Raw genomic sequence first — 19,507 nt, forward strand, 5'->3', positions numbered from 1 at the left:
CCTTCCGCAGCGGATGAACGCAGCTAAATAAGATTAAGAAAGCGGCCTGTCAGCTCTCCTAGATGTTAAATCTAAGTGATAAAGGAGAAGCTCACAGGCCGCTTTTGCGGGCTTAGCCCGACGAAGTACTTGGTGTACTACTTGGAGTTGCCGAACTGGTGCTTGAGCAGAGCCTTGACCTCGTCTGCGAAGTCACCGGTCCAGGCAAAGCCTTCCTTGACCTTGGCGCCCAAGCCCGGGATGTTGCTGTGGCGGTAGGTGTAGGATGCGATGTTTCCTACCTCACCGGCGAAATCCTTTACCTGCTCAGAGCGATGCGCGATGCCCCACTTGGTTACCTCCATCAGTGAATCCTTAACGAAGGAGCCGTCAAGCTTAGACTCGCCGTACTCGCGCTCGGTGAAGGTGATTGGCACCTCGCGTACATCCCAGCCATCCTTGACGGCGCGGAAAGCAAGATCTACCTGGAAGATGTAGCCAGCCTTAGACAAGTCTTCGAAGTCGATGGACTCGAGCAGCTCGCGGCTGAATGCGCGGTAGCCTGCAGTCATATCGGACAGGCCTGCGCCCAGAGCCACTGAGATGTAGATATTGCCCAGGCGAGACAGGTACTCGCGGGAAGCCGGCCAGTTGACGGTCTCGCCGCCTGGGATGTAGCGGGAGCCGATTACCAGATCAGCGCCCTTGTCGATCTCAGAGAGCAGCAGGTGCAGTTGCTCCGGTGCGTGAGAGCCGTCAGCGTCCATCTCACAGAGAACCTGGTAGTCGCGCTCTAGACCCCACTTAAAGCCGGCGATATAGGCACCCAGCAGGCCACCTTTCCCCTCACGGTGTAAGACGTGCAGCTTTTCGTCTTCAGCTGCGAGCTTATCTGCTGCTTCACCGGTGCCGTCGGGAGAATTATCGTCAACGATGAGGATGTTGACCTCTGGCGTTGCCTTGCGGACGCGTCCGGTGATTAGCGGAAGGTTTTCGATCTCGTTATAAGTCGGGATGATAACCAAGGTGGAAGCGTGGGTGTTGCTCACGTTTTTTAAAGCTCCTCTTTGTTTGCTGCCGCTAAGACGGCAGAGTTTCTGTGTGGCGCACTTAAACAAGGTTTCTTCCGCAATGAGCGAAGAGCCCACAACGCGCTGACTGTACCAATGATAACCATCAGCCATTGCAGGAGCGAACCAAACCTTACAGCGATCGTCGTACCCTCGCGCAGCGGAAGCGTCTCAATCAGATACTTGGGTTCAAAAATTTCGCTCTGCTGGCTCACCGTGCCATCTGGGGCGACGATGGCGGAGACGCCGGAGGTCCCCGCCACCACAACCGCGCGGTCGGTCTCCATGGCGCGCAGGCGGCTCATGGCCAACTGCTGATAGGTCATGTCGGAGTATCCGAAGGTGGCGTTATTCGTCGGCGTCGTAAGAATCTGCGCCCCATTGCGAATCGAGCTGCGGAAGGCTTGGTCGAAAGAAACCTCGTAACAGGTAGCCACCCCAACCAACACATTGTTCATGTGGACCACGCCGGGGCCATCGCCGGCTTTGAAATCACCGGCCAAATCCACCAAGTCGGTGATCTTGCGGAAGAAAGAACGCATCGGCATGGTCTCGCCGAAAGGCTGCAGATACTTTTTGTAGTGGTGCTCTCCTACTTCCCCATCCGCCTTAAAAACCTGCATGGTATTGCGTGAACCCACTGCGTCCTCGGTCAGCGTGCCCACGAGAATGGGGGCCTTGATGGCGCGCACCGCGGCGTCGATAAGCGCGCTAGCTTGGGCGTCCTCAAATGGGTTTACGTCGGAAGAATTCTCCGGCCAAACAACCATGTCCACCGGCTTGCCTGCCGCGGCGGCCTCTTTGGTTACCCGCACGTGGTTTTCCAACACCGCACGGCGCTGCGCGGCAAAGTCCAGCCCCATGCGCGGAACGTTGCCCTGGATCGCTGCAACGTTGACCTCACCTACTGTTTTGCTTGGGCGATTAACAAGACTGCCTGCAGCGAACCCAACGATAAGCGGAAGGATGACAGCAGCGGCAGCCCCCGCACGCAACTTACCGCGAGATCGAATCATCCCTACGAGGCCGGACGCCATTAGCACCGTGGCGAAGGTGATAAGCGCAGGCCCGCCTAGCGGTGCGAGGTTCGCAAGCGGCCCGTCGATCTGCCCCCAAGCCAGACGCACCCAGGAAAAACCGCCGAAGGGAACGCTCGAACGCAGCATCTCAACGGCGACGTAGAAGAACGCAAAGAAGATAAACCCCGTTTTATGTCGCGCTAATGCGGTGCCGCCCATGCCCAGCAGCAGGCTGTATAGTGCTAACCAAAACGCCAAGGCGACGTAGGGAAAATTGCCCACCAATTCGCCGATCCATGGCAGCGTGAGCAGGTAGAGCATGAATCCATGTGCAAACGCGAAACCGGCGCCGGCGCGCAAAGTAGGGGCATTACTCCCCCACGGCGTGAGCACGCCATAGAGCAACGCAATGCCTAGGATTCCCATCGGCCACCAGCTGAGTGGCTGGACGGCTAGAAAAGTAAGACCGCCCGACAGGCAGGCTAGCGTCAGGCGGGTTAAAAGGGGCTTCATTACTTCGCGGAATCCCCCGCAGAACCAGATCCACCGCCTGTGAAATCATCCGGACTGAGATTCTCGCTCCACTTGCGGATCTCTTCCTCGTCAAGGACCTCTGCCGAGCCCTCCTGGAAAGGATTCCGCGCGTTAGAGCCATTGTTTGTCTTGAAGCCATCGAATCCGCCGAAGCTGCCATAAGAATCGTGGTGCTGTGCCATGGGGCTGGCTTCGAAGATGCGGGTACCCATGTGCTCAATCTTGCGCACCATCGACGCTGCGAGGATAGTGCGCGCCAGGGAACGGGTAGGCGCGAAGATCAGCAACGCACCCACAATGGTGGACACAAAGCCTGGCATCGATAAGAGCATGCCTCCTGCCAGCGTGAGTCCCACGTTGCCTGCGGTCTTTCCCGCCTGCTTGCCGTCCATGTAATAAATGCCATCTTCGCCGCGGACCACCTGACGACGCATGATGCGGCGAACTTCCCATGCGGCAATGGTCATGCCGAAGAACATGGTGATAAAAAGCGCCAGCACCGCGCCCAAGATGCCTAGCCATTTAGTCACGGCCCAAAAGGCGACGGACTCGAGCAAAACATAGGCGATAAACAGAACAAAAGGCATGGCTTCTACCCTACCTATCTGCAAACTTCGCGGGTGCGGCCAACACTCCTTGGCAGACGCGAATATTGGCGGTGGGGCGAGGAAAGTTAAGATCGCAGCCATGACTGATTTGCCCCACACTCCGCCCCAAGAATCACCGCAGGGCGCCCCTCATGGCGCGCCGCTGCTGCTTGACGACGCCACCTTCGGCACCATCGCACGCTTTGTTCCGGTCGCAGGCTCGACCACCGCTGCCGACTGGGTAGAGATTGCAGCCCTGGCTCAAGATTTGGCCGATGGGAATGTGTACTTGGTAGAAGGCGCCGCACTGGAGCTACGCGGCGTGCATGATCAGCAAGAGCTGTTGGCGCGCGTTAGCGCCCCGGGTTTGCTGGCAGGTACTAGGCCGGTGCTGGCCTCTCCTCTATCTCCCGCTGCTCGTGCCGTGGCACGCGATATCGCAGCAGTAGTAGAAAGCTTGGATGCTGCGGCAAACCTGCGCCTCGGCGTCGACGGCGGCCATGGCGACATCTTGCATGAGGGGCTGGACTTTGGCGCGATGCTGGAGGGCGAAAATAGCGCGCGCCTGATTAAAGCCGGCGCACTAGATGAAGATGTTTTTAGCATCGAGGAGCTAGTGCCAGCGCTAGTCCAGGCGCTGGAAGAAAGCGATACCCTTTCAGCTACCGCGGCACATGGCTCCGGCGAGGCCCAACACGACCGTGGGGCTTTTGAGGGCGAGCGCCCGGCGCTGCCAATCGGTTGGCTGGCTGAGCATACTCGCGAAGGCATCGTGGACCTTGGCGCGGGCCTTCACAAAGGAATCATCCCGGCAGAGTTTGCGGATCTGATTGGTCGTCTCGATGCCCCGATTACCGTCACCCCGTGGCAGGGACTTATCTTCCACGACATCGCGGAAGGCGATGCCGAAGTGGTCCTGCGAGTTCTTGCGCCACGCGGGTTCATCTTCGACATCAATTCGCCGGATCTCTACAGCTTTTAAGCGCTCCTATTGGCCACGCAGTTTGGCTTGGCTACAAGCTAAACTCGGCAGCGAATTCTCAACGCTGCGTCTAACGCGGCATATGCCGCCAGATAGGACGTGGTACAAGCCGCATGACCCATGCCAGAGCCTGCAAAGCGCGAGGAATCCAAAGCGTGCGGCTGCGGGGCATGCGGCCTTCATCTGCCGTGATGGAATCCACGACGGCATCTGCCACGACGTCGGGAGTCACTGATAACGGCGCCGGCTTCATACCAGTGGTCATGGAGCCAATCACGAAGCCCGGGCGAGCAGTGATTAGCGCGAGCGGACCACCGTGCAAGCGATCTGCCAGTCCCTGGCAAAAGGCGTCTAGACCAGCCTTGGTGGAACCATAAACATAGTTCGCGCGGCGCGCGCGCCATCCGGCAATCGAAGAAAAAGCGACGATGTGTCCGGACTTCATCTCATCAGCTAAGACCGTAAGCATGGACACCTGAGCGGCATAGTCCACCAGTGCGATATCGAATGCGTGTGCTTCGTCATGCTCCGCGCGTTCTTGCTCGCCCAAGATGCCGAACGCGACTACTGCCGTTTTGAGTTCTTCGCTCTCGCCGAGGCAGCGCTGCGCCGCGTGTACGAGGTCGCGATGCTTTTCTACCTGGGTGGCGTCGAAATCTAGCGTATGTACTTCGGTGGCACCCGCGGCGCGAAGCGTGGCGACGCGCTCGTCAAGGCCGTGCAGGCCACGGGCGGCCAGCACCAGTTCATTTCCCGGCGCAAGGCGCAGCGCAATCTCGCCGGCGATGTCGCTGCGACCGCCCAAGATCAAAACCCCTGCCATCTAGCGCAGCTCCCGCGGAGCCTTGTTCAGGGACTCGTAACCATCCGCAGTGGTGTAAACGATGTCCTCCAAGCGCATGCCCCATTTGCCCGGAATGTAGATGCCCGGCTCAATGGAAAAGGCCATGCCTTCCTCCAGCACGAGCTCGTTGCCTTCCATGATGAAAGGCTCCTCGTGAGTGGAAAGCCCAATGCCGTGACCGGTGCGATGGGTGTAGTACTCGCCATAGCCCGCCTCTTCGATGATGGAGCGGGTGGCGCGGTCTACATCCTGCGCGGTGGCACCGGGCTTGGCTGCAGCGCGTCCGGCAGCCTGGGCACGCTCTAGTACTGCATAAGCTTTCTGGAAGTCTTGCGGTGCCGCGGTAACGTCGCCGCCGACGACGTAGGTGCGGGTGGTGTCGGAGTGGTACCCGGAAGGCAAGGTTCCTCCGATGTCGACGACCACCGGCTCGCCTTCGGTGAGCACGCGGTCGCCGTAGTCATAATGCGGGGTCGCGCCATTCGGGCCAGAACCAACGATGATGAAGTCGATCTCGACATGCTCGCGCAGGATCAGCTCACGCAGATCCGCGGCGACGTCGGCCTCGGTGCGGCCAGGCTTAAGCAGCTCCGGCACGGCGTTATGCACGGCGTCGATAGCTGAGCCCGCCTTCGCCAGCTCCTTGATCTCGGCGTCATCCTTGCGGGTGAAAAGCTCAGCCAATGCGTAGGTGGCCAGTACATACTGCGGTTGCGCAGAAGAATTGGCGCGCAGCCCATCCTGCAAGCGCAGCACATGATCGGCGGTCAGGGAGGCGCCCAGCGCAATAGTGGGCGCTTTGTTCCCTTCGTCCACTGTGCCCGCAGCGCCGTCCTGCTGCTGTGCAAAGGAATCGCAGGCCAGCTCATAAGGATTTTCGCCATCTTGCCAGCCGCGCAGTTCGATGCCCAGCTCTGCGACAGGGGAAGCATTCAGCGTCTCAATATCGGTTGCAGGGGCAACGATAAAAGGCGCGGCGTCCGGGCGCAAGACCAGTGCGGTCAGGCGTTCGTGGGAAGAAACCCACGAGCCGGTGAGGTAGGCAAAGTCTGCGCCGGTACCGAGAATAAGGAGGTCAATCCCCTTTTCTGCGGCGACTTCTTGCGCATGCTTAAGACGCTGCGCGTAGACCGAAACGGGAAAAGCGATTTGTGAATCAGACATGCCCTCGAGCCTACCTTTTTGGATTAAGCTCCGATTGCCACAACGCCGCGCTGGATTGCATCCATAGCCCTGCGGGCATTGCGGCGTATATCTTCCTCGTAACCCGTCTTCGCAATCTGCTGGAGCATATCGACCACCTGGCGGCACCAGCGCACGAAATCACCTGGAGTAAGCTCCGCACCGGCCTCGTTGGCCGCTGCCATGCAGTAGCCCAGCGGTGCGCCCGCGGCCCACTGGTGGATGGCGAGCGCAAAGCCGGCCTCAGGCTCGCGAGTGCGCGGCAGGTTGTGGCGCGCTTCGTCTGCGATGAGCTCAGTGTAGATGCGGTAGGTTGCCTCCATCGCATCGGCCATCGCTTCCGTTGCAGCCTCCGGCTCACCACGGGTCTCCTTGCGGTTTTCGAAGACACACAGCGAAGCCACGCCTGCGAGCTCCGCGGGATCCAACTCGTTCCAAATACCGCGCTTGAGGCACTGCGCGACTAGTAGGTCGGATTCGCTGTGGATTTGTGCAAGGCGCTCGCCCTCGTCGGTGATAACGGGGGTACGTTTCGCGCCAAGGCCTTCGAACTCCACATAGTCCATCTCTGAAAGTAGGTCTACGATGCGGCTGAAGGTCTTGCCCAAGGTGTCGGTGGCGCGCTCGATACGAGCGTTGACCTTCTCGAGGTCACGCTCACGGCGGGCAAGCTTCTGAGCTAGGCCTGCGAGCTGCTCGCGGTCCGTGGCCGGCCACGCATGCGCTGGGTGTTGGCGAATAGCGTCGCGCAACTGGCCGACCTTTTTATTTGGTCGGTTGCGCGGCTCCAAGCGCATCTTCTTCGGGCGGTCATAGTGGTTGCGCTTGAAGGAATCCTGCACGAACTTGGTGTTGCGACGGGGATTCTTCTGCACTGGGCGCGGCAGCTTCATGCGCCCGACCACAATCGGCGGGTTGTTGATCCCGGAGGCGTCGATGCGGCCGGACCAGCCGGTTTCAGTAGTCACCCAAGGGCGCGGATCGGCAGCCTGATTTGCCGGGGTGACCACCACGGCCAAGATTGGGCGCTTTTTGCCTGCGATAGCAATGACTTCACCGACCTGCAGGCGGGCGAGCACCACCGCGACTTCTTGGTTGCGTTGCGCGGTGTTGTTCGCGTGCGCGGCTTTTTCTTCTTCGGTGAGCTTGCGGCGCAAACGGATATAGTCCATGAGCACCTCAGCCGGATCCTCCCCGTCACGCGCCGGCGGTGCTAGAGCATCGATGGCGTCGTCAAGCTGATTGCGCAGCTCGCGTACGCGGTGCTCTGCCTTTTCTACCTCGCGGGTCTCCTCCACCACTGAGCCGTCTGCCTGGAACTGTGCGAAGGACTTTTCCAGCAGGCGCAGCGATTCCTCGAAGCCCAGCATGCCGAGCAGGTTGATGGCCATGTTGTAGCCCGGCGTAAAGGTAGAGATGAGCGGGTAGGTACGCGTGGAGGCAAGACCTGCGACGGCGTGCGGATCCATCGCTGGTGCCCATTGCACCACCGCGTTGCCGATGGTGTCGATGCCGCGACGGCCCGCGCGGCCGGTTAGCTGCGTGTACTGGCCCGGAGTGAGATCGACGTGCGCCTCGCCGTTGAATTTGATCAGTTTTTCTAGAACCACGGTACGGGCCGGCATGTTGATGCCCAGCGCCAGGGTTTCCGTGGCGAATACCGCGCGCACGAGACCTTTAACGAAGAGCTCTTCAACGATGTGGCGGAAAGCCGGCAGCATGCCCGCGTGGTGGGCGGCAAATCCTCGCGACAGCGCTTCGCGCCAACGCTTGAAGTCAAGCACCTGGAGATCTTCTTCCGGAATGCCTTCTACGCCGGCATCGATAATCGCCTTGATCTCCTCGGACTCTTCCTGAGTGGTCAGCACCATGCGGCTGCGCAGGCATTGATAGAGTGCGCCGTCGCAGCCAGCTCGGGAAAAGATGAAGGTAATTGCCGGCAGCATGTCCATTCCCTGGAGCACCTGAAGGGTTTCCGGCCTGCCGAGCGGACGATACCGGTCTTGGGATCGGGCATTGCCAGAGCGGCCGCGCTTATCGCGGCCTCCGCCGTGTCCGCCACCCTTGTGGCGCGCGCGGCTGCGAAAACCTGCACGGTCGTTGCCAGCTGTCTTGCCATCGTCACTATCGCCGGCTTCAAGACGTCGGATGCGGCGCGCCAGTTCGGCGTTTACCTGTCCCCCAGTCTCTGGCTCGAAGAGCGGATAGACCTTGCGGCCAATCATCATCCATTGGTCGAGCGGAACTGGACGGTGCTCAGAGACGATGACGGTGGTATCTCCGCGTACGGTAGACAGCCACTCACCGAACTCCTCCGAGTTAGAAACCGTGGCTGACAGACCGATGATGGATACGCTTTCATCAAGGTTGAGGATGACTTCTTCCCAGACCGCACCACGAGAGGCATCGGCCAGGAAGTGGATCTCGTCCATGACAACGTGGCTAAGCCGCTCCAAGGCTCCGGACTCGGCGTAGATCATGTTGCGCAGAACTTCGGTGGTCATCACCAAGATTTCCGCGCCGGAATTGATGGAGACATCGCCAGTTAGAAGCCCCACAGCATCCTCGCCGTGGGCAGCTACGAGATCGTGGTATTTCTGATTGCTTAGCGCTTTAATCGGCGTGGGGTAGAAACAGCGAGTGCCGCGCGAAAGCGCCAGGGAAACTGCAAACTCACCGACGATGGTCTTACCCGCGCCAGTAGGCGCGCAGACCAGCACGCCGTGGTCATCTTCAACCGCACGGCAACCTTCCACCTGGAAGTCATCGAGGGGGTGGCTAAGTTCTGCGCGAAAGGTATCCAGGTGCATGGAAGTCATAAGCACCAAGGCTACCTGTTGCTACAACACATCGTCGAAGAAGCTCGCGTTATTGTTCGGTGCCGACTGAGAGTTGGGAATTGATGGCTGTGAAGCCTGCGTGGGACGGGTTTGCTGCGGTGCGGCAATCGGGGTCGGAGCCGAGACTGCGGAGGCGCCGCCAATGCCGCTGGCTTGGGTATTAAGCGGTGAGGCTGTCTCTTCGTCCAAGTCCAACCACTCGGGGCGTTCGCGTTTGCGGCGCCTATCGTTGATGCGGCAGAACTGGAATGCAAGCTCTACGAGCAAGCACAGCGAGCCAGCGAGCACCAGCATCGAGAACGGATCCTGGCCAGGCGTCATAAACGCGGCAAAAATCATAATCAACACGATGATGATGCGGCGCTTGTCCTTAACGTGCTCGTACCGCAGGATGCCCAACAGGTTCAAAGCAACAACGAGCAACGGGATTTCGAAGCTGACACCGAAGATAATGAGCAAACCGAGCAAGAAACGATAATAGTCCCCACCAGTCAACGCTGCGGTCTGGAATTCCTCACCAATGCCCATGAGGAATTCAAGGCCAACCGACAGAATGAAGTAAGCAAGAACTGCACCGGCAACGAAAAGAATCACCGCGATAGCGACGAAGCTAAAAGTAAAGCGGCGCTCATTCTTATGCAGGCCAGGAACAATGAAGGCCCAGATTTGGTAGAGCCACACCGGCGAAGACAGCACGGCACCCGCTAGGGCGCCCACCTTAACTCGCAGCATCAGCATCTCGAACGGAGTGGTTGCCAAAAGGCGGCACTCTCCGTCCGCGGTAAAGGACACGCGCTTTTCTTCCGGAAGCGAACAATAAGGTCCGCGCAGAATCTCACCGAGCGGTGGCATGTTAAACGGTGCCTGTTGATACCAAATGAAACCGACGATGGTTCCTACCACCAGCGCAAGCAAGGAGATGACAATGCGGCGGCGCAACTCTTGCAGGTGCTGGACGAGCGTCATCTCCCCCAACGGGTTCTTTTTTGCCTTGCGTTGCGCGCGCAAACGCGCAAGTGCGCTCGCGGGCTTCGCGGCTTTCGCAGGAGAATTCTTCGGCATTGTTTAAAAGGATGCTTTCACATAAAAAGGCGAACACCGAACCTCAGCTGAGGCTGGAGTTCGCCGTGGTTGCTAGGCCTAGTGATTAGTTAGCGTTGCCGCCGTTTGGCTGGGCCTGGCCTGGCTGCGAAGAGGTACCGTTCCAGAACTCCTCGTCGGACTGCTTAGCGGCAGAAATCTGGTTTGGCTCCTGCTTTGGCTGGTTTTCCTGGTGCATCTCGTTTACTTCAGACTTGAAGATGCGCATGGAGCGGCCCATCGAACGAGCCAGCTCCGGCAGCTTGGTAGCGCCGAACAGAAGCAAAACGACAAGCAGAATAGCTAGAATTTCCCAAGGTCCCAGGCTCATGGGTTCCTCTTTCTCTTCAGATTATTGGTGTGGGGCGGCAGTTTTAAAAAGCAACCGCCTTCTGAACTTACGAACGGCTATTTAGTATAACCGTCCAGTGCCGCTAGACGGCGATCTGTAATCGCCTTCACGAGGGAATCCGGGCTGGTGACCCGCACTCTATCAGCTTGGCTTAACGCGAAACGAATAAACCACTCCTCCGAACCGATCGGCATCGTTGCAGCTACGTAGCCATTTTTTAACGTCTCGCCCAAGTCGATGTCGTGCTGTTCTGCTAACCATGTGAATTCTGGGTGAATCTCTAATGTCGCCTTCTTGGCGTGTCGCATGGCAAAGGGCTGCTCGGGATCGAAGTCAAGCTCCCGCAGGTGGGGGTAGGCCTTTTCAGCAAGCGTCTCGACCTCCTGAATGCGGTCCAAGCGAAAGGTGCGATGCGCTTTTAGCGATTCCTCCCACGCAACGAGGTATGGCTCGGATTCATAGATAAAGATGCGCGCAGGATCCACGGTGCGTTCTTTTTCCTGGTTGCTGGAGGCGGACCAGTATTTGAAGCGCACGCGGTGCCGCTTATCGACGGCGCTTGCTAGCGTGGCCTGGACTTGAGACTCATGTGGATCGGTATCCGCGAGAGAGTCATAGATAGCTGCTGTCTTTTCATCCATGATCTCCCGCAGCTTTGCGGCTGCTGACTTAACGGCCTCGGTATCGATGAGCCCAGGCATGGCCTCGAGGCTTTCGAGGGTGAGCAAAAGCGCACCGGCTTCCGTCGGAGTAAGCCGCAGCGCCTGCGTTAAGCCTTGGTCATTGTAGATTTGGATGCCGTCGCGATAATCGAAGGACAGGTCGATCAGGTCTTCAGTGTGACGGCCCACGCCTGAGCAAAAAAGGCGATCGACCGCGTCTTTAAGCTCCGCCGGCGTCATACCAAGGTCGGTGGCGGCTTCCATCGGGGTTTGGCCCGGGTGATTGCGAAAGTACGGGATCAGGTTTAAAGAGCGTACTAGCGCTTGCAACTTTTGCGAACCATCAGCCATGGCTACTCCCCTCCTTCCAGTGCGGCCTCATCTGTGACGCCGAGTGGCGCACTCAGCAGCTTAATTATTGCCTCGCGTACGTCTGCAGGTTCCTTAACCTCCCCCTCGGGCGCATAACTTGCTGCTATTCGCACGAGCCAATCCTTATCCACGCCGCGCATCTCCACGATTCCATCATCGCGTCGTACCCCTGCTGTTTCTAGCTCCCGGGCACCGCCTTCAGGGATCGCCACCAGCGCATCGACGCGCTGACCGCGCTTAAGCGTGTCTATCACCAGCTCTTGCAGTGGCTTGGGGGCAACAAGGTGGGTTGCCTCCTGCCGGGAACGTTTCACATTATCGATGCGAGTGGCGCGAAATACGCGAGGGGCTTGTCTGTCGACGTCCCAGCCCACGAGGTAAACGCGGCTGTCATGGTTGACCAATCCCCACGGATCCATAGTGCGCCGGACTGCCGGCGCGGAAGGCCGCGCGTAGTAGTCGAAGCTGATACGCAGCCCCTTACGCACGGCCGTCAGCACTGCGGTGGTTAACTCAGGGCTAATGCGGGTGATGTCGTTTACCGCAACGTAGACCGGCGCGCCGCTGAGATCCCTTGAGGCGCCCGAGGCGGCAATCTTGGTCCAAGCAGACAGCGTGAAATCGCTGAGTCCGCCCGGCTTGCCGATGCCGCCGGCTACGCCCAACACCATCGCTTCCTCTGGGGTGAAGTGGACCGGAGGAAGTTGGTACTCCTCCTGGTTAAGACGATAGGTCGAGCCAAATTCACCACTGGTATGGACCACTGGCACGCCTGCGCGCTGGAGCGTGACGACGTCGCGCGCAAGCTGTTTTAGAAAGGCCTCGTCTCCGCGATCTTGGTAGCCTTCCACGTTCTTGCGGATCCAGGCCGCGCTGCGATCGGGACTGCCGCCGCCGTGGGCTGCGCCCTGCAGCGCAAAAGAAAGATTGGTCAACCTTTCAACGGCGGGGTCGCGTTTGCCTGGTTGAGGCTTCGCCATAGGCCCGTGTGCTCCTTAAAGGCAATAGGTGAATTTATGCGTTGTGCTCCATGTAGTCTAACAACGCTTGCAGCCTGGCATCCTCGAAGACAAACGGGTCTGAGAACTCCTCGGTGTGCGGTTCAGGTCGGTTTACCTTCAGACGCGTCCAGTCCACGGTGACGTTGGCGCCCAAGCGGCGCGCCGTCTGCAGGAATTCTCCGCGCAGGCGCGCACGCGTAGTCTGCGGCGGAGTATCGACGCAGGCCGCGATTGCCGCGTCGGTGGTCCAACGCTCAACCATCTTGCGCGCTTCCAGCACGTTAAACAGGCCGCGGCCAGGGCGAGTATCGTGATAGGTCAAGTCAATCTGCGCCAGCTTGGGGTGGGCCCAATCGCCACCAAGGCGCTCACGATAGCGATCCAGAAGGCTGCGCTTGATTACCCAATCGATCTCGCGGTCGACGCCGCTGAAATCTTGGGTGTCAATGGCATGCAGCGTGCGCTGCCAGAGGTCTACTACCTTGCGCATCTCGGCATTCGGAGTGCCCTCATCCGGGCGTTCCTCCAGCCAACGTTGGGCGGCTTCGCAAAGGGCGTACTGCACTTCCAATGCTGTGATGGTCGAGCCGTCCTTCAACCCTAATTCGGTACGGCCAGTGGTATCGCGGGCGATGTCACGGATGCGATGAATCGGATCAACGACATCGAAACGCGGTACGTCGAAGCCTGCCTCTAGCATTTCCAGCATCAACAACGTTGAACCGATCTTCAACGCCAGCGTGGTCTCCGACATGTTGGAATCGCCGACGATGACGTGCATGCGGCGGAAGCGTTTAGAGTCACCATGCGGCTCGTCACGGGTGTTGATGATAGGCCGCGAACGAGTCGTGGCCGAGGACACGCCCTCCCAGACCTGATCCGCGCGTTGGGAAAGCAAAAAGCGAGCAGGCTCGTCTGCCTTAGCCGGTTGAATCTTGCCGGCGCCGCAGATGAGTTGGCGGGTGATCATGAAAGGGAGCAAGGCCAGGCCTAAGTCTTTGAGCACCGCGTGACGGCTAATGAGGTAGTTCTCGTGGCAGCCATAAGAGTTGCCTGCTGAGTCGACGTTATTTTTAAACAAGTAGACGGAAGCTGGGCGATTTTCGGCAGCCATCGTCTCTTCAGCTTTGCGGGCTAGCTCGTCTACGATGCGGTCACCCGCGCGCTCATAGTTGATGAGCTGGGTGAGGCTATCGCACTCGGCGGTGGCGATCTCCGGATGCGAGCCCACATCAAGGTAGAGCCTTGAGGCATTTGGGCTAAAGATATTCGAGGAAGAATATTGCTCCACGACGGGCCGGAACAGGATGCGCGCCACCTCATCCGGAGTCAGCGCGCGCTGATCGCCATCAGCCCGTGAGGTCACGCCATATTCGGTCTCGATGCCCATGATGCGGCGGGCATAAACGTGATCCGTGTGCGCCTCGCTCACGTTTATTCGCCGCCCTTTTGCACATATGCGCGTACGAATTCTTCAGCGTTGTTTTCAAGCAAGCCGTCGATCTCATCAAGCAGATCATCCGTGCCCGCGCTATTGATGCTCACCTGGCCCGCGGAGAACTCCGCGGCCTCGTCACCGTTGCTACCGCCGTTGCCGGCGTTTACCTGGGATTGGTTTCCGCTCATTGTCTCTAAACCTTCTTTCTTTCCTACTATCTTTCTATCTTTTCGGTGAATTGCTTCTTATGGATACTTCGCGCTAACTGCGCCGAATTGCTACCCCGGCCTTATCGAGCTCAACGAGTAGTGTTTCGACGTCGTCAGCCCGCTCGATGAGCTCCGCAGCATCAGCTGCGCCTAGCTCTAGCGTGTCATCGAGAGTGACGGTCGCGATACCGGAACCACTGCGCAGGGAGACAGACTGCCAGCTGGCGGCAACGACTGCCTCACCGTACTTTTCTATGACTTGACCGCGGAAGAACGCACGCGTATCCCGCGGCGGGTTTTGGGCTGCCCTGTCAATCTCCTCCTCACTGACGAGCACGCGCATGCGCCCCTTTCGCACCAGCGCATGGTAAAGCGATTTGGCGGGATCGACGTCAGTGTATTGGAGATCGATAAGAGCCAGCTTGGGATCATCGATGGCTACGCCGCGATCCATGTATCCCTTGAGCAACTGGTATTTGGCTACCCAGTCCACCAGATGTGCTGCGGAAAGCGGCTCTGCCGCGAGCAGGCCGGCGACCTCGTCCCACGCCGCCAGGACCTTCTCATCCACGTCGTTCGTCGGAGTGACCCGCTTGCGATATTCAGCTAGCAATTCAAGTGCTGTGAGCTCGCGTCCGTCCTTGAGCTTCAGCTTGTGCTGTAGCTTGAGGTCTCGGCTAACCAAGGAAACCTCGGCCACCGCATCGCGGAGCTGTAGGTCGCTGAAATCGACGCCCGCTTCAATGGCATCAAGCACCAAGGAGGTCATGCCAAGCTTTAACAGGTTTGCTGTCTGTGACATGTTGGCATCGCCAATGATGACGTGTAGGCGGCCAAAGTCCTCAGCTACCGCGTGCGGCTCGTCGCGAGTGTTGATGATGCCGCGGTTGAGCGTTGTCTCCAGCGAGACTTCCTGCTCGATGTAGTCAGCCCGCTGGGAGATCTGAAATCCTGGCTCTTCACCTTCTTGGCCAAGGCCAACGCGGCCAGCGCCAACCACCACCTGACGTGCCACGAAGAACGGGATGAGGCCCGCGGCAATCGCGGAAAACTCGGTAGAGCGCCGGTACTGGTAATTTTCGTGCGAACCGTAGGATGCGCCTTTGCCATCCACATTGTTCTTGTAGAACTTCAGTGGCGGGCACGGATCATGATTCGCCAGCACAGATGTGCCCTGCGCGGATAGGCGCGCTACCGCTTCGGCGGCTTGTCGCAAAACTACGTCACCGGCGGCGTCGTAAAGCATGGCGTCCCAAGCATTCGTGCATTCCGGGGAGGAATACTCCGGGTGCGCGTGATCGACGTAGAAGCGCGCACCGTTTGCGGTCACCACATTGGCCACGCCGATTGCATTTGGATCAACCACAGGAACGGTTTGATAGCGCTTCAAATCAAAACCGCGGGAGTCACGCAGCGGATGTTCCTCGCGGAAGTCCCAGCGCGAACGCGCCAAAGTATGAAGCGCCGCATAAGCCACCACGGCATGGGTCGAGGTGACAATGGGCGAAAACTCCGGACTCGTGGGAGGGGAAATCCCGTACTCAGTTTCTGTTCCTAGGACGCGTGCCATGAGGTACTCCTAAAGCCCATTAGCTCGACTCGGGTTACTTCTGCGCCAGCTTGGGTGCCGGCAACAATCTTGGTCCACTCCTCAGGGCTAGCCGAGGTTGGTACGTATTCTGACTCCGCCTGCTCCGCGGCAATGGCCTGGCGTAAGTGTTCCGAAGTAATACCGTGCGTGCTTATGTCGCTATCAGCAAGCGCGTCCTTGATCGCAAGCTTCTTTGCACGCGCTACGATGTTGGCAATCATCGCGCCGGAGACAAAGTCGCGGTAGAACAACGTCCGTGGCTCATCATTGCGGTAATGCAGACGTACGAAGGGTCGCTCCGAATAGAGCTCTTCGACTGCAGAATCAATCAGCCCCTCGAGGTCCGCCTGGTGCGGCACCTTCTGACCCAGATGCCGGCTAAAGATCTCGCGGGCGCCTTGCTTGCTGGGGCGATTGACGCGAATCTTGATGTCGAGTCGGCCCGGGCGCATGATGGCGGGATCGATGAGCTCCTCACGGTTGGGGGCGCCGATGACGATGACGTTGCCCAGCTTTTCGACGCCATCGAGCTCCGTCAGCAGCTGCGGAACCACCGTTGTCTCCATGTCTGAGGAAACTCCGGAACCACGGGTACGGAAGATGGATTCCATCTCGTCAAAGAAAACGATGACCGGGCGGCGCGAATCCTGGGCTGCGAGTTCGCGAGCGCGTTCAAAGATAAGGCGAATGCGGCGCTCGGTCTCACCCACGTACTTGTTTAAGAGTTCAGGGCCCTTGACGTTCAAAAAGAAGCTCGGGCCGCCACTACCCATCTTCGTAGCGAGCGAATTGGCAACGGCCTTAGCAATCAAGGTCTTGCCACAGCCCGGCGGGCCATAAAGCAGCACACCCTTCGGCGGCTCCAAGTCATATTGCCGATAAAGATCCGGATGCAGGAAAGGCAGCTCGACCGAATCGCGGATTTGGGAGATCTGAGCATCCAGACCGCCGATGTCGTCGTAGCTAAGCTCTGGGACCTCCTCCAACGAAAGCTGTGCCACCTCGGACTTTTCAATCTTTTCGAGCGCGACACCTGCCTTGCCATCGACAAGGACTGTGTCGCCAGCGCGAATGCCCTCGCGAAGACGGGCGGCCAAAAGCACAACCTGCTCCTCGCCGGAGGAGTTCGCAATGATGACGCGGGTGGTGCCTAAAGTCTCTTGCACGGTGGCAAGGCTTCCCGTTTGCGGGTGACCACAAGCTTCTACAACGACGAAGCCCTCGCCTAAACGCACGAGTTGGCCGGCTTCAAGGCTGCCTGGCTCTAGGTTGGGCGAGACCTTAACCCGCATGGGGCGGCCGTTGGTATAGACCTCGGCGTCGCGCCGGGAATCATGCGGCTTTCCTGAGTATCCGAGGAATACACCATAGGTTGAGGCAGGCTCTGATAGTTCGTTGACCTCGGCCAACATCTGCTGCAGCTTGTTGCGGGAATCCTGCAGCAGCGAAGCGAGCTTGGTGTTGCGCTCGGCTAGCTGATCAATCTGCCTTTTGAGGGCGGCTGTGTGACTTGCGTCGGTCATAGCTACACACTAGCGCGTGAACCATGCCGACAAGTCAGGTTGGCCTAAAATCTCCCCGCGGATTCTTTGGCTCCGCTTCGTTTCTTTTGCACCTACTTGCGGGCGCGGCGCTGCGGGCGGGGTGGAGTCACGCCGTCGGCAAGGCGGCGCGTCCAGATGAGGAACGCAGTGTGCGCGTTCATGCGGTGCTCTGGACGGGTGGCAAGGCCTTCCACCTTCCATTCACGCACGAGGGACTCCCAGGCCTTCGGCTCGGTAAAGCACTTCAGCTCGCGGATCCCCTCCATGACCTTCATCAGCTGCGGCACGGTAGCCACGTAGGTCATGAAAACGCCGCCAGGGATCAGGATGTCGCGAACCTTCTCCAAATGCTCCCACGGCTCAAGCATGTCGAGGATGACGCGGTCGACCGGACCGCCGAGTTCTTCCACGGTGACGTCCGCCAAATCACCCAAGCGCGGGGTCCACCACTCAGGCTGCTCGCCGAAGTATTCCTTGACGTTGTCCACGGCGTACTCCAGGTGATCATCGCGCACCTCGTAAGAGAAGACGTGTCCCTGCGGGCCAACGGCGCGCAGCAGCGTCATGGACAACGCACCGGAGCCGGCGCCAGCCTCCAGGACGCGTGCGCCCATGAAAATATCGCCTTCGACCAGGATCTGCGCGGAGTCCTTCGGGTAGATGACCGCCGCGCCACGCGGCATGGAAAGCACGTGGTCCACCATCAAGTGGCGGAAGAGCAGGAAGTCGCTGCCCAGTGTGGAGCGCACCACGGAGCCCTCATCCAGACCGACGATTTCGTCGTGGCGGATGATGCCCTTGTGCGAGTGAAACTCGCCGCCTTCCTCAAGTATCACCGTGTAGTGGCGGCGCTTAGCATCGGTCAGTTGGACGCGATCGCCATAGTGAAAAGGTCCGGAATAAGGCATGGTGTGTGCTTCCTATGCTTTCTCGTGGATTTAAAGGAGGTTTAATTAACCTAACAAGTATGCCTCAATGGCCTTGGCCATCCATACTTGGTCACGTTCGCCGACCATCTCGCGTGCGGAGTGCATAGAAAGCATCGGCACGCCGACGTCGACGGTGTCGATGCCTAAGCGGGTCGCGGTGATGGGACCGATGGTGGAGCCACAGGGCACGTCGTTGTTGCCCACGAAGCGCTGGAAAGGAACCTTGGCTCGCTCGCATGCGCGCTCCCACAGGGAGACGGTCGTGGCGTCGGACGCGTAGCGCTGATTGCCGTTGATCTTGGTGACGGGGCCCTTACCGATAATCGGGTGATGCGTGGGATCGTGCTTGCCTGCGTAATTAGGGTGGACCGAATGCGCGGCGTCGGCCGACACGCAGCAAGAACGCGCATACATTTGATACCGCTCCTCCTCGTTGGCTCCCAGCGCGCGACCAGTGCGCCCCAGGACATCGGCGAGAATCGGGCCGGCAGCACCGAAACGAGAAGCCGAGCCCACCTCTTCGTGGTCGAAGGCAGCCATGACCAAAATGTCTTCGTGTCCATAGTCCTTCTGCTGGGCGGCATTGCGCATTGCGACGAGGCTGGCAAACACGGAAGAAAGATTATCCATGCGGCCGGCCGCGATGAAGCGCTCACCGGTGCCGAATACGGCGCCCCGCTGGGCATCGGCAGTAATGAGATTGAATGCAGAGATCTCATCCTGAGCCACGCCGATGGACTCCGCTACCACGCGCAATACCGAGGCATCGGGAGTGCCCACGGAAAGCACCGGCTGCATGTTGTGCTGGCGATCCGGCTTGAACTCGTCCTTGCGGTAGAGGTGGATAGCCAGCGAAGGAAGACGCAGAATCGGGCCGGTGTTAACCAAATGATGCACGCCATCCTTCGTTACCACCTGACCGGCAACGGTCAGCTCACGGTCAAACCAGGTATGCAGCAACGGGCCGCCGTAAATTTCTACCGCGACCTGCTGCCAGCCCGCAGCATCAAAATCGGGGGTCGGCTTGAGCACAAGGCCCGGCGAATCTGTATGAGAACCGATGATCCTAAACGCGGAGTGTTTGCCCGCGCCCTCCGGCACGAACCAAGCCATGATGGCGCCGCCGCGAATCATGTAGTGGCCGCCTGGGGCTGCTGACCATTCCGCGGCCTCATCCTGGCGGACAAAGCCCACCTCTTCTAGCTGGCGCGCCACCTCGTGGGCCGCGTGATAGGAAGAAGGAGAAGCGGCTATGAAATCAAGGAACTCATCCGAAATACTCATGCCTCCTA

Annotated in this window: 17 protein-coding genes; 1 reads left to right on the top strand and 16 read right to left on the bottom strand. The window is 59.2% G+C overall.

Annotation, left to right across the window (positions count from 1 at the left end):
• Positions 1 to 137 precede the first annotated feature (137 nt).
• From HMPREF2724_RS07045 to HMPREF2724_RS07055, 3 genes are read right to left on the bottom strand one after another with little or no spacing between them, the layout of a single operon-like run.
• On the bottom strand, positions 138 to 1,028 hold the full coding sequence (locus tag HMPREF2724_RS07045) for a polyprenol monophosphomannose synthase (RefSeq protein ID WP_061922519.1): 891 nt from the start codon (positions 1,026 to 1,028) through the stop codon (positions 138 to 140).
• Positions 1,029 to 1,033: 5 nt separating this feature from the next.
• Entirely contained in the window at positions 1,034 to 2,581 is a 1,548-nt protein-coding gene (gene lnt / locus HMPREF2724_RS07050; RefSeq protein WP_070587985.1) for an apolipoprotein N-acyltransferase, read from the bottom strand.
• Positions 2,581 to 3,189 (bottom strand): FxsA family protein, encoded by a 609-nt coding sequence (locus HMPREF2724_RS07055; RefSeq protein WP_062040772.1) that lies wholly within the window; start codon positions 3,187 to 3,189, stop codon positions 2,581 to 2,583. The genes lnt and HMPREF2724_RS07055 overlap by 1 nt, the downstream gene beginning before the upstream one ends.
• A 100-nt stretch (positions 3,190 to 3,289) precedes the next feature.
• Between HMPREF2724_RS07055 and HMPREF2724_RS07060 the strand changes: the two genes are divergently transcribed.
• On the top strand, positions 3,290 to 4,171 hold the full coding sequence (locus HMPREF2724_RS07060) for a hypothetical protein (protein WP_246815586.1): 882 nt from the start codon (positions 3,290 to 3,292) through the stop codon (positions 4,169 to 4,171).
• A gap of 70 nt (positions 4,172 to 4,241) precedes the next feature.
• Here HMPREF2724_RS07060 and HMPREF2724_RS07065 read toward each other — a convergent pair whose 3' ends face one another.
• The 13 genes from HMPREF2724_RS07065 to HMPREF2724_RS07125 form a co-directional block, all read right to left on the bottom strand.
• The gene (locus tag HMPREF2724_RS07065) at positions 4,242 to 4,994 is read right to left on the bottom strand and encodes an SDR family oxidoreductase (RefSeq protein ID WP_070455636.1); all 753 of its coding nucleotides are present in this window, start codon (positions 4,992 to 4,994) and stop codon (positions 4,242 to 4,244) included.
• Entirely contained in the window at positions 4,995 to 6,179 is a 1,185-nt protein-coding gene (locus tag HMPREF2724_RS07070) for a M24 family metallopeptidase (protein WP_070587987.1), read from the bottom strand. It lies immediately after the preceding gene.
• A gap of 23 nt (positions 6,180 to 6,202) precedes the next feature.
• Entirely contained in the window at positions 6,203 to 9,016 is a 2,814-nt protein-coding gene (locus HMPREF2724_RS07075; RefSeq protein WP_070587991.1) for a DEAD/DEAH box helicase, read from the bottom strand.
• Between the two features lie 21 nt (positions 9,017 to 9,037).
• Complete coding sequence (tatC, locus tag HMPREF2724_RS07080) at positions 9,038 to 10,099, bottom strand: twin-arginine translocase subunit TatC (protein WP_371326207.1); 1,062 nt, start codon at positions 10,097 to 10,099, stop codon at positions 9,038 to 9,040.
• A gap of 85 nt (positions 10,100 to 10,184) precedes the next feature.
• Entirely contained in the window at positions 10,185 to 10,448 is a 264-nt protein-coding gene (gene tatA, locus HMPREF2724_RS07085; RefSeq protein WP_062035022.1) for a Sec-independent protein translocase subunit TatA, read from the bottom strand.
• Positions 10,449 to 10,525: 77 nt separating this feature from the next.
• Complete coding sequence (locus HMPREF2724_RS07090) at positions 10,526 to 11,482, bottom strand: helix-turn-helix transcriptional regulator (RefSeq protein ID WP_061922492.1); 957 nt, start codon at positions 11,480 to 11,482, stop codon at positions 10,526 to 10,528.
• Positions 11,483 to 11,484: 2 nt separating this feature from the next.
• Positions 11,485 to 12,483, bottom strand: coding sequence for a helix-turn-helix transcriptional regulator (locus tag HMPREF2724_RS07095; RefSeq protein ID WP_070587993.1), 999 nt, complete (start codon positions 12,481 to 12,483; stop codon positions 11,485 to 11,487).
• A gap of 34 nt (positions 12,484 to 12,517) precedes the next feature.
• Entirely contained in the window at positions 12,518 to 13,894 is a 1,377-nt protein-coding gene (gene pafA / locus HMPREF2724_RS07100; protein WP_179294261.1) for a Pup--protein ligase, read from the bottom strand.
• A gap of 44 nt (positions 13,895 to 13,938) precedes the next feature.
• On the bottom strand, positions 13,939 to 14,130 hold the full coding sequence (locus HMPREF2724_RS07105; RefSeq protein ID WP_061922482.1) for a ubiquitin-like protein Pup: 192 nt from the start codon (positions 14,128 to 14,130) through the stop codon (positions 13,939 to 13,941).
• Between the two features lie 73 nt (positions 14,131 to 14,203).
• Complete coding sequence (gene dop / locus HMPREF2724_RS07110; RefSeq protein WP_070587999.1) at positions 14,204 to 15,721, bottom strand: depupylase/deamidase Dop; 1,518 nt, start codon at positions 15,719 to 15,721, stop codon at positions 14,204 to 14,206.
• Complete coding sequence (arc, locus tag HMPREF2724_RS07115) at positions 15,706 to 17,265, bottom strand: proteasome ATPase (protein WP_070588002.1); 1,560 nt, start codon at positions 17,263 to 17,265, stop codon at positions 15,706 to 15,708. Before arc ends, dop begins: the two co-directional genes overlap by 16 nt.
• A gap of 92 nt (positions 17,266 to 17,357) precedes the next feature.
• Positions 17,358 to 18,194, bottom strand: a complete 837-nt coding sequence (locus HMPREF2724_RS07120; RefSeq protein ID WP_061922473.1) for a tRNA (adenine-N1)-methyltransferase — start codon at positions 18,192 to 18,194, stop codon at positions 17,358 to 17,360.
• 45 nt (positions 18,195 to 18,239) lie between these two features.
• Positions 18,240 to 19,499, bottom strand: a complete 1,260-nt coding sequence (locus HMPREF2724_RS07125) for a M18 family aminopeptidase (RefSeq protein WP_061922470.1) — start codon at positions 19,497 to 19,499, stop codon at positions 18,240 to 18,242.
• Between the last annotated feature and the right edge of the window lie 8 nt (positions 19,500 to 19,507).

It is taken from the genome of Corynebacterium sp. HMSC071F07, from assembly GCF_001810285.1.
Lineage (GTDB): Bacteria > Actinomycetota > Actinomycetes > Mycobacteriales > Mycobacteriaceae > Corynebacterium > Corynebacterium simulans.

Excerpts from the sequence above, each read along its gene's own strand:
- lnt (WP_070587985.1), bottom strand. The coding sequence starts at position 2,581 with ATGAAGCCCCTTTTAACCCGCCTGACGCTAGCCTGCCTGTCGGGCGGT.
- HMPREF2724_RS07055 (WP_062040772.1), bottom strand. The coding sequence starts at position 3,189 with ATGCCTTTTGTTCTGTTTATCGCCTATGTTTTGCTCGAGTCCGTCGCC.
- HMPREF2724_RS07060 (WP_246815586.1), top strand. The coding sequence starts at position 3,290 with ATGACTGATTTGCCCCACACTCCGCCCCAAGAATCACCGCAGGGCGCC.
- HMPREF2724_RS07065 (WP_070455636.1), bottom strand. The coding sequence starts at position 4,994 with ATGGCAGGGGTTTTGATCTTGGGCGGTCGCAGCGACATCGCCGGCGAG.
- HMPREF2724_RS07070 (WP_070587987.1), bottom strand. The coding sequence starts at position 6,179 with ATGTCTGATTCACAAATCGCTTTTCCCGTTTCGGTCTACGCGCAGCGT.
- HMPREF2724_RS07075 (WP_070587991.1), bottom strand. The coding sequence starts at position 9,016 with ATGACTTCCATGCACCTGGATACCTTTCGCGCAGAACTTAGCCACCCC.
- tatC (WP_371326207.1), bottom strand. The coding sequence starts at position 10,099 with ATGCCGAAGAATTCTCCTGCGAAAGCCGCGAAGCCCGCGAGCGCACTT.
- tatA (WP_062035022.1), bottom strand. The coding sequence starts at position 10,448 with ATGAGCCTGGGACCTTGGGAAATTCTAGCTATTCTGCTTGTCGTTTTG.
- HMPREF2724_RS07090 (WP_061922492.1), bottom strand. The coding sequence starts at position 11,482 with ATGGCTGATGGTTCGCAAAAGTTGCAAGCGCTAGTACGCTCTTTAAAC.
- HMPREF2724_RS07095 (WP_070587993.1), bottom strand. The coding sequence starts at position 12,483 with ATGGCGAAGCCTCAACCAGGCAAACGCGACCCCGCCGTTGAAAGGTTG.
- pafA (WP_179294261.1), bottom strand. The coding sequence starts at position 13,894 with ATGGGCATCGAGACCGAATATGGCGTGACCTCACGGGCTGATGGCGAT.
- HMPREF2724_RS07105 (WP_061922482.1), bottom strand. The coding sequence starts at position 14,130 with ATGAGCGGAAACCAATCCCAGGTAAACGCCGGCAACGGCGGTAGCAAC.
- dop (WP_070587999.1), bottom strand. The coding sequence starts at position 15,721 with ATGGCACGCGTCCTAGGAACAGAAACTGAGTACGGGATTTCCCCTCCC.
- arc (WP_070588002.1), bottom strand. The coding sequence starts at position 17,265 with ATGACCGACGCAAGTCACACAGCCGCCCTCAAAAGGCAGATTGATCAG.
- HMPREF2724_RS07120 (WP_061922473.1), bottom strand. The coding sequence starts at position 18,194 with ATGCCTTATTCCGGACCTTTTCACTATGGCGATCGCGTCCAACTGACC.
- HMPREF2724_RS07125 (WP_061922470.1), bottom strand. The coding sequence starts at position 19,499 with ATGAGTATTTCGGATGAGTTCCTTGATTTCATAGCCGCTTCTCCTTCT.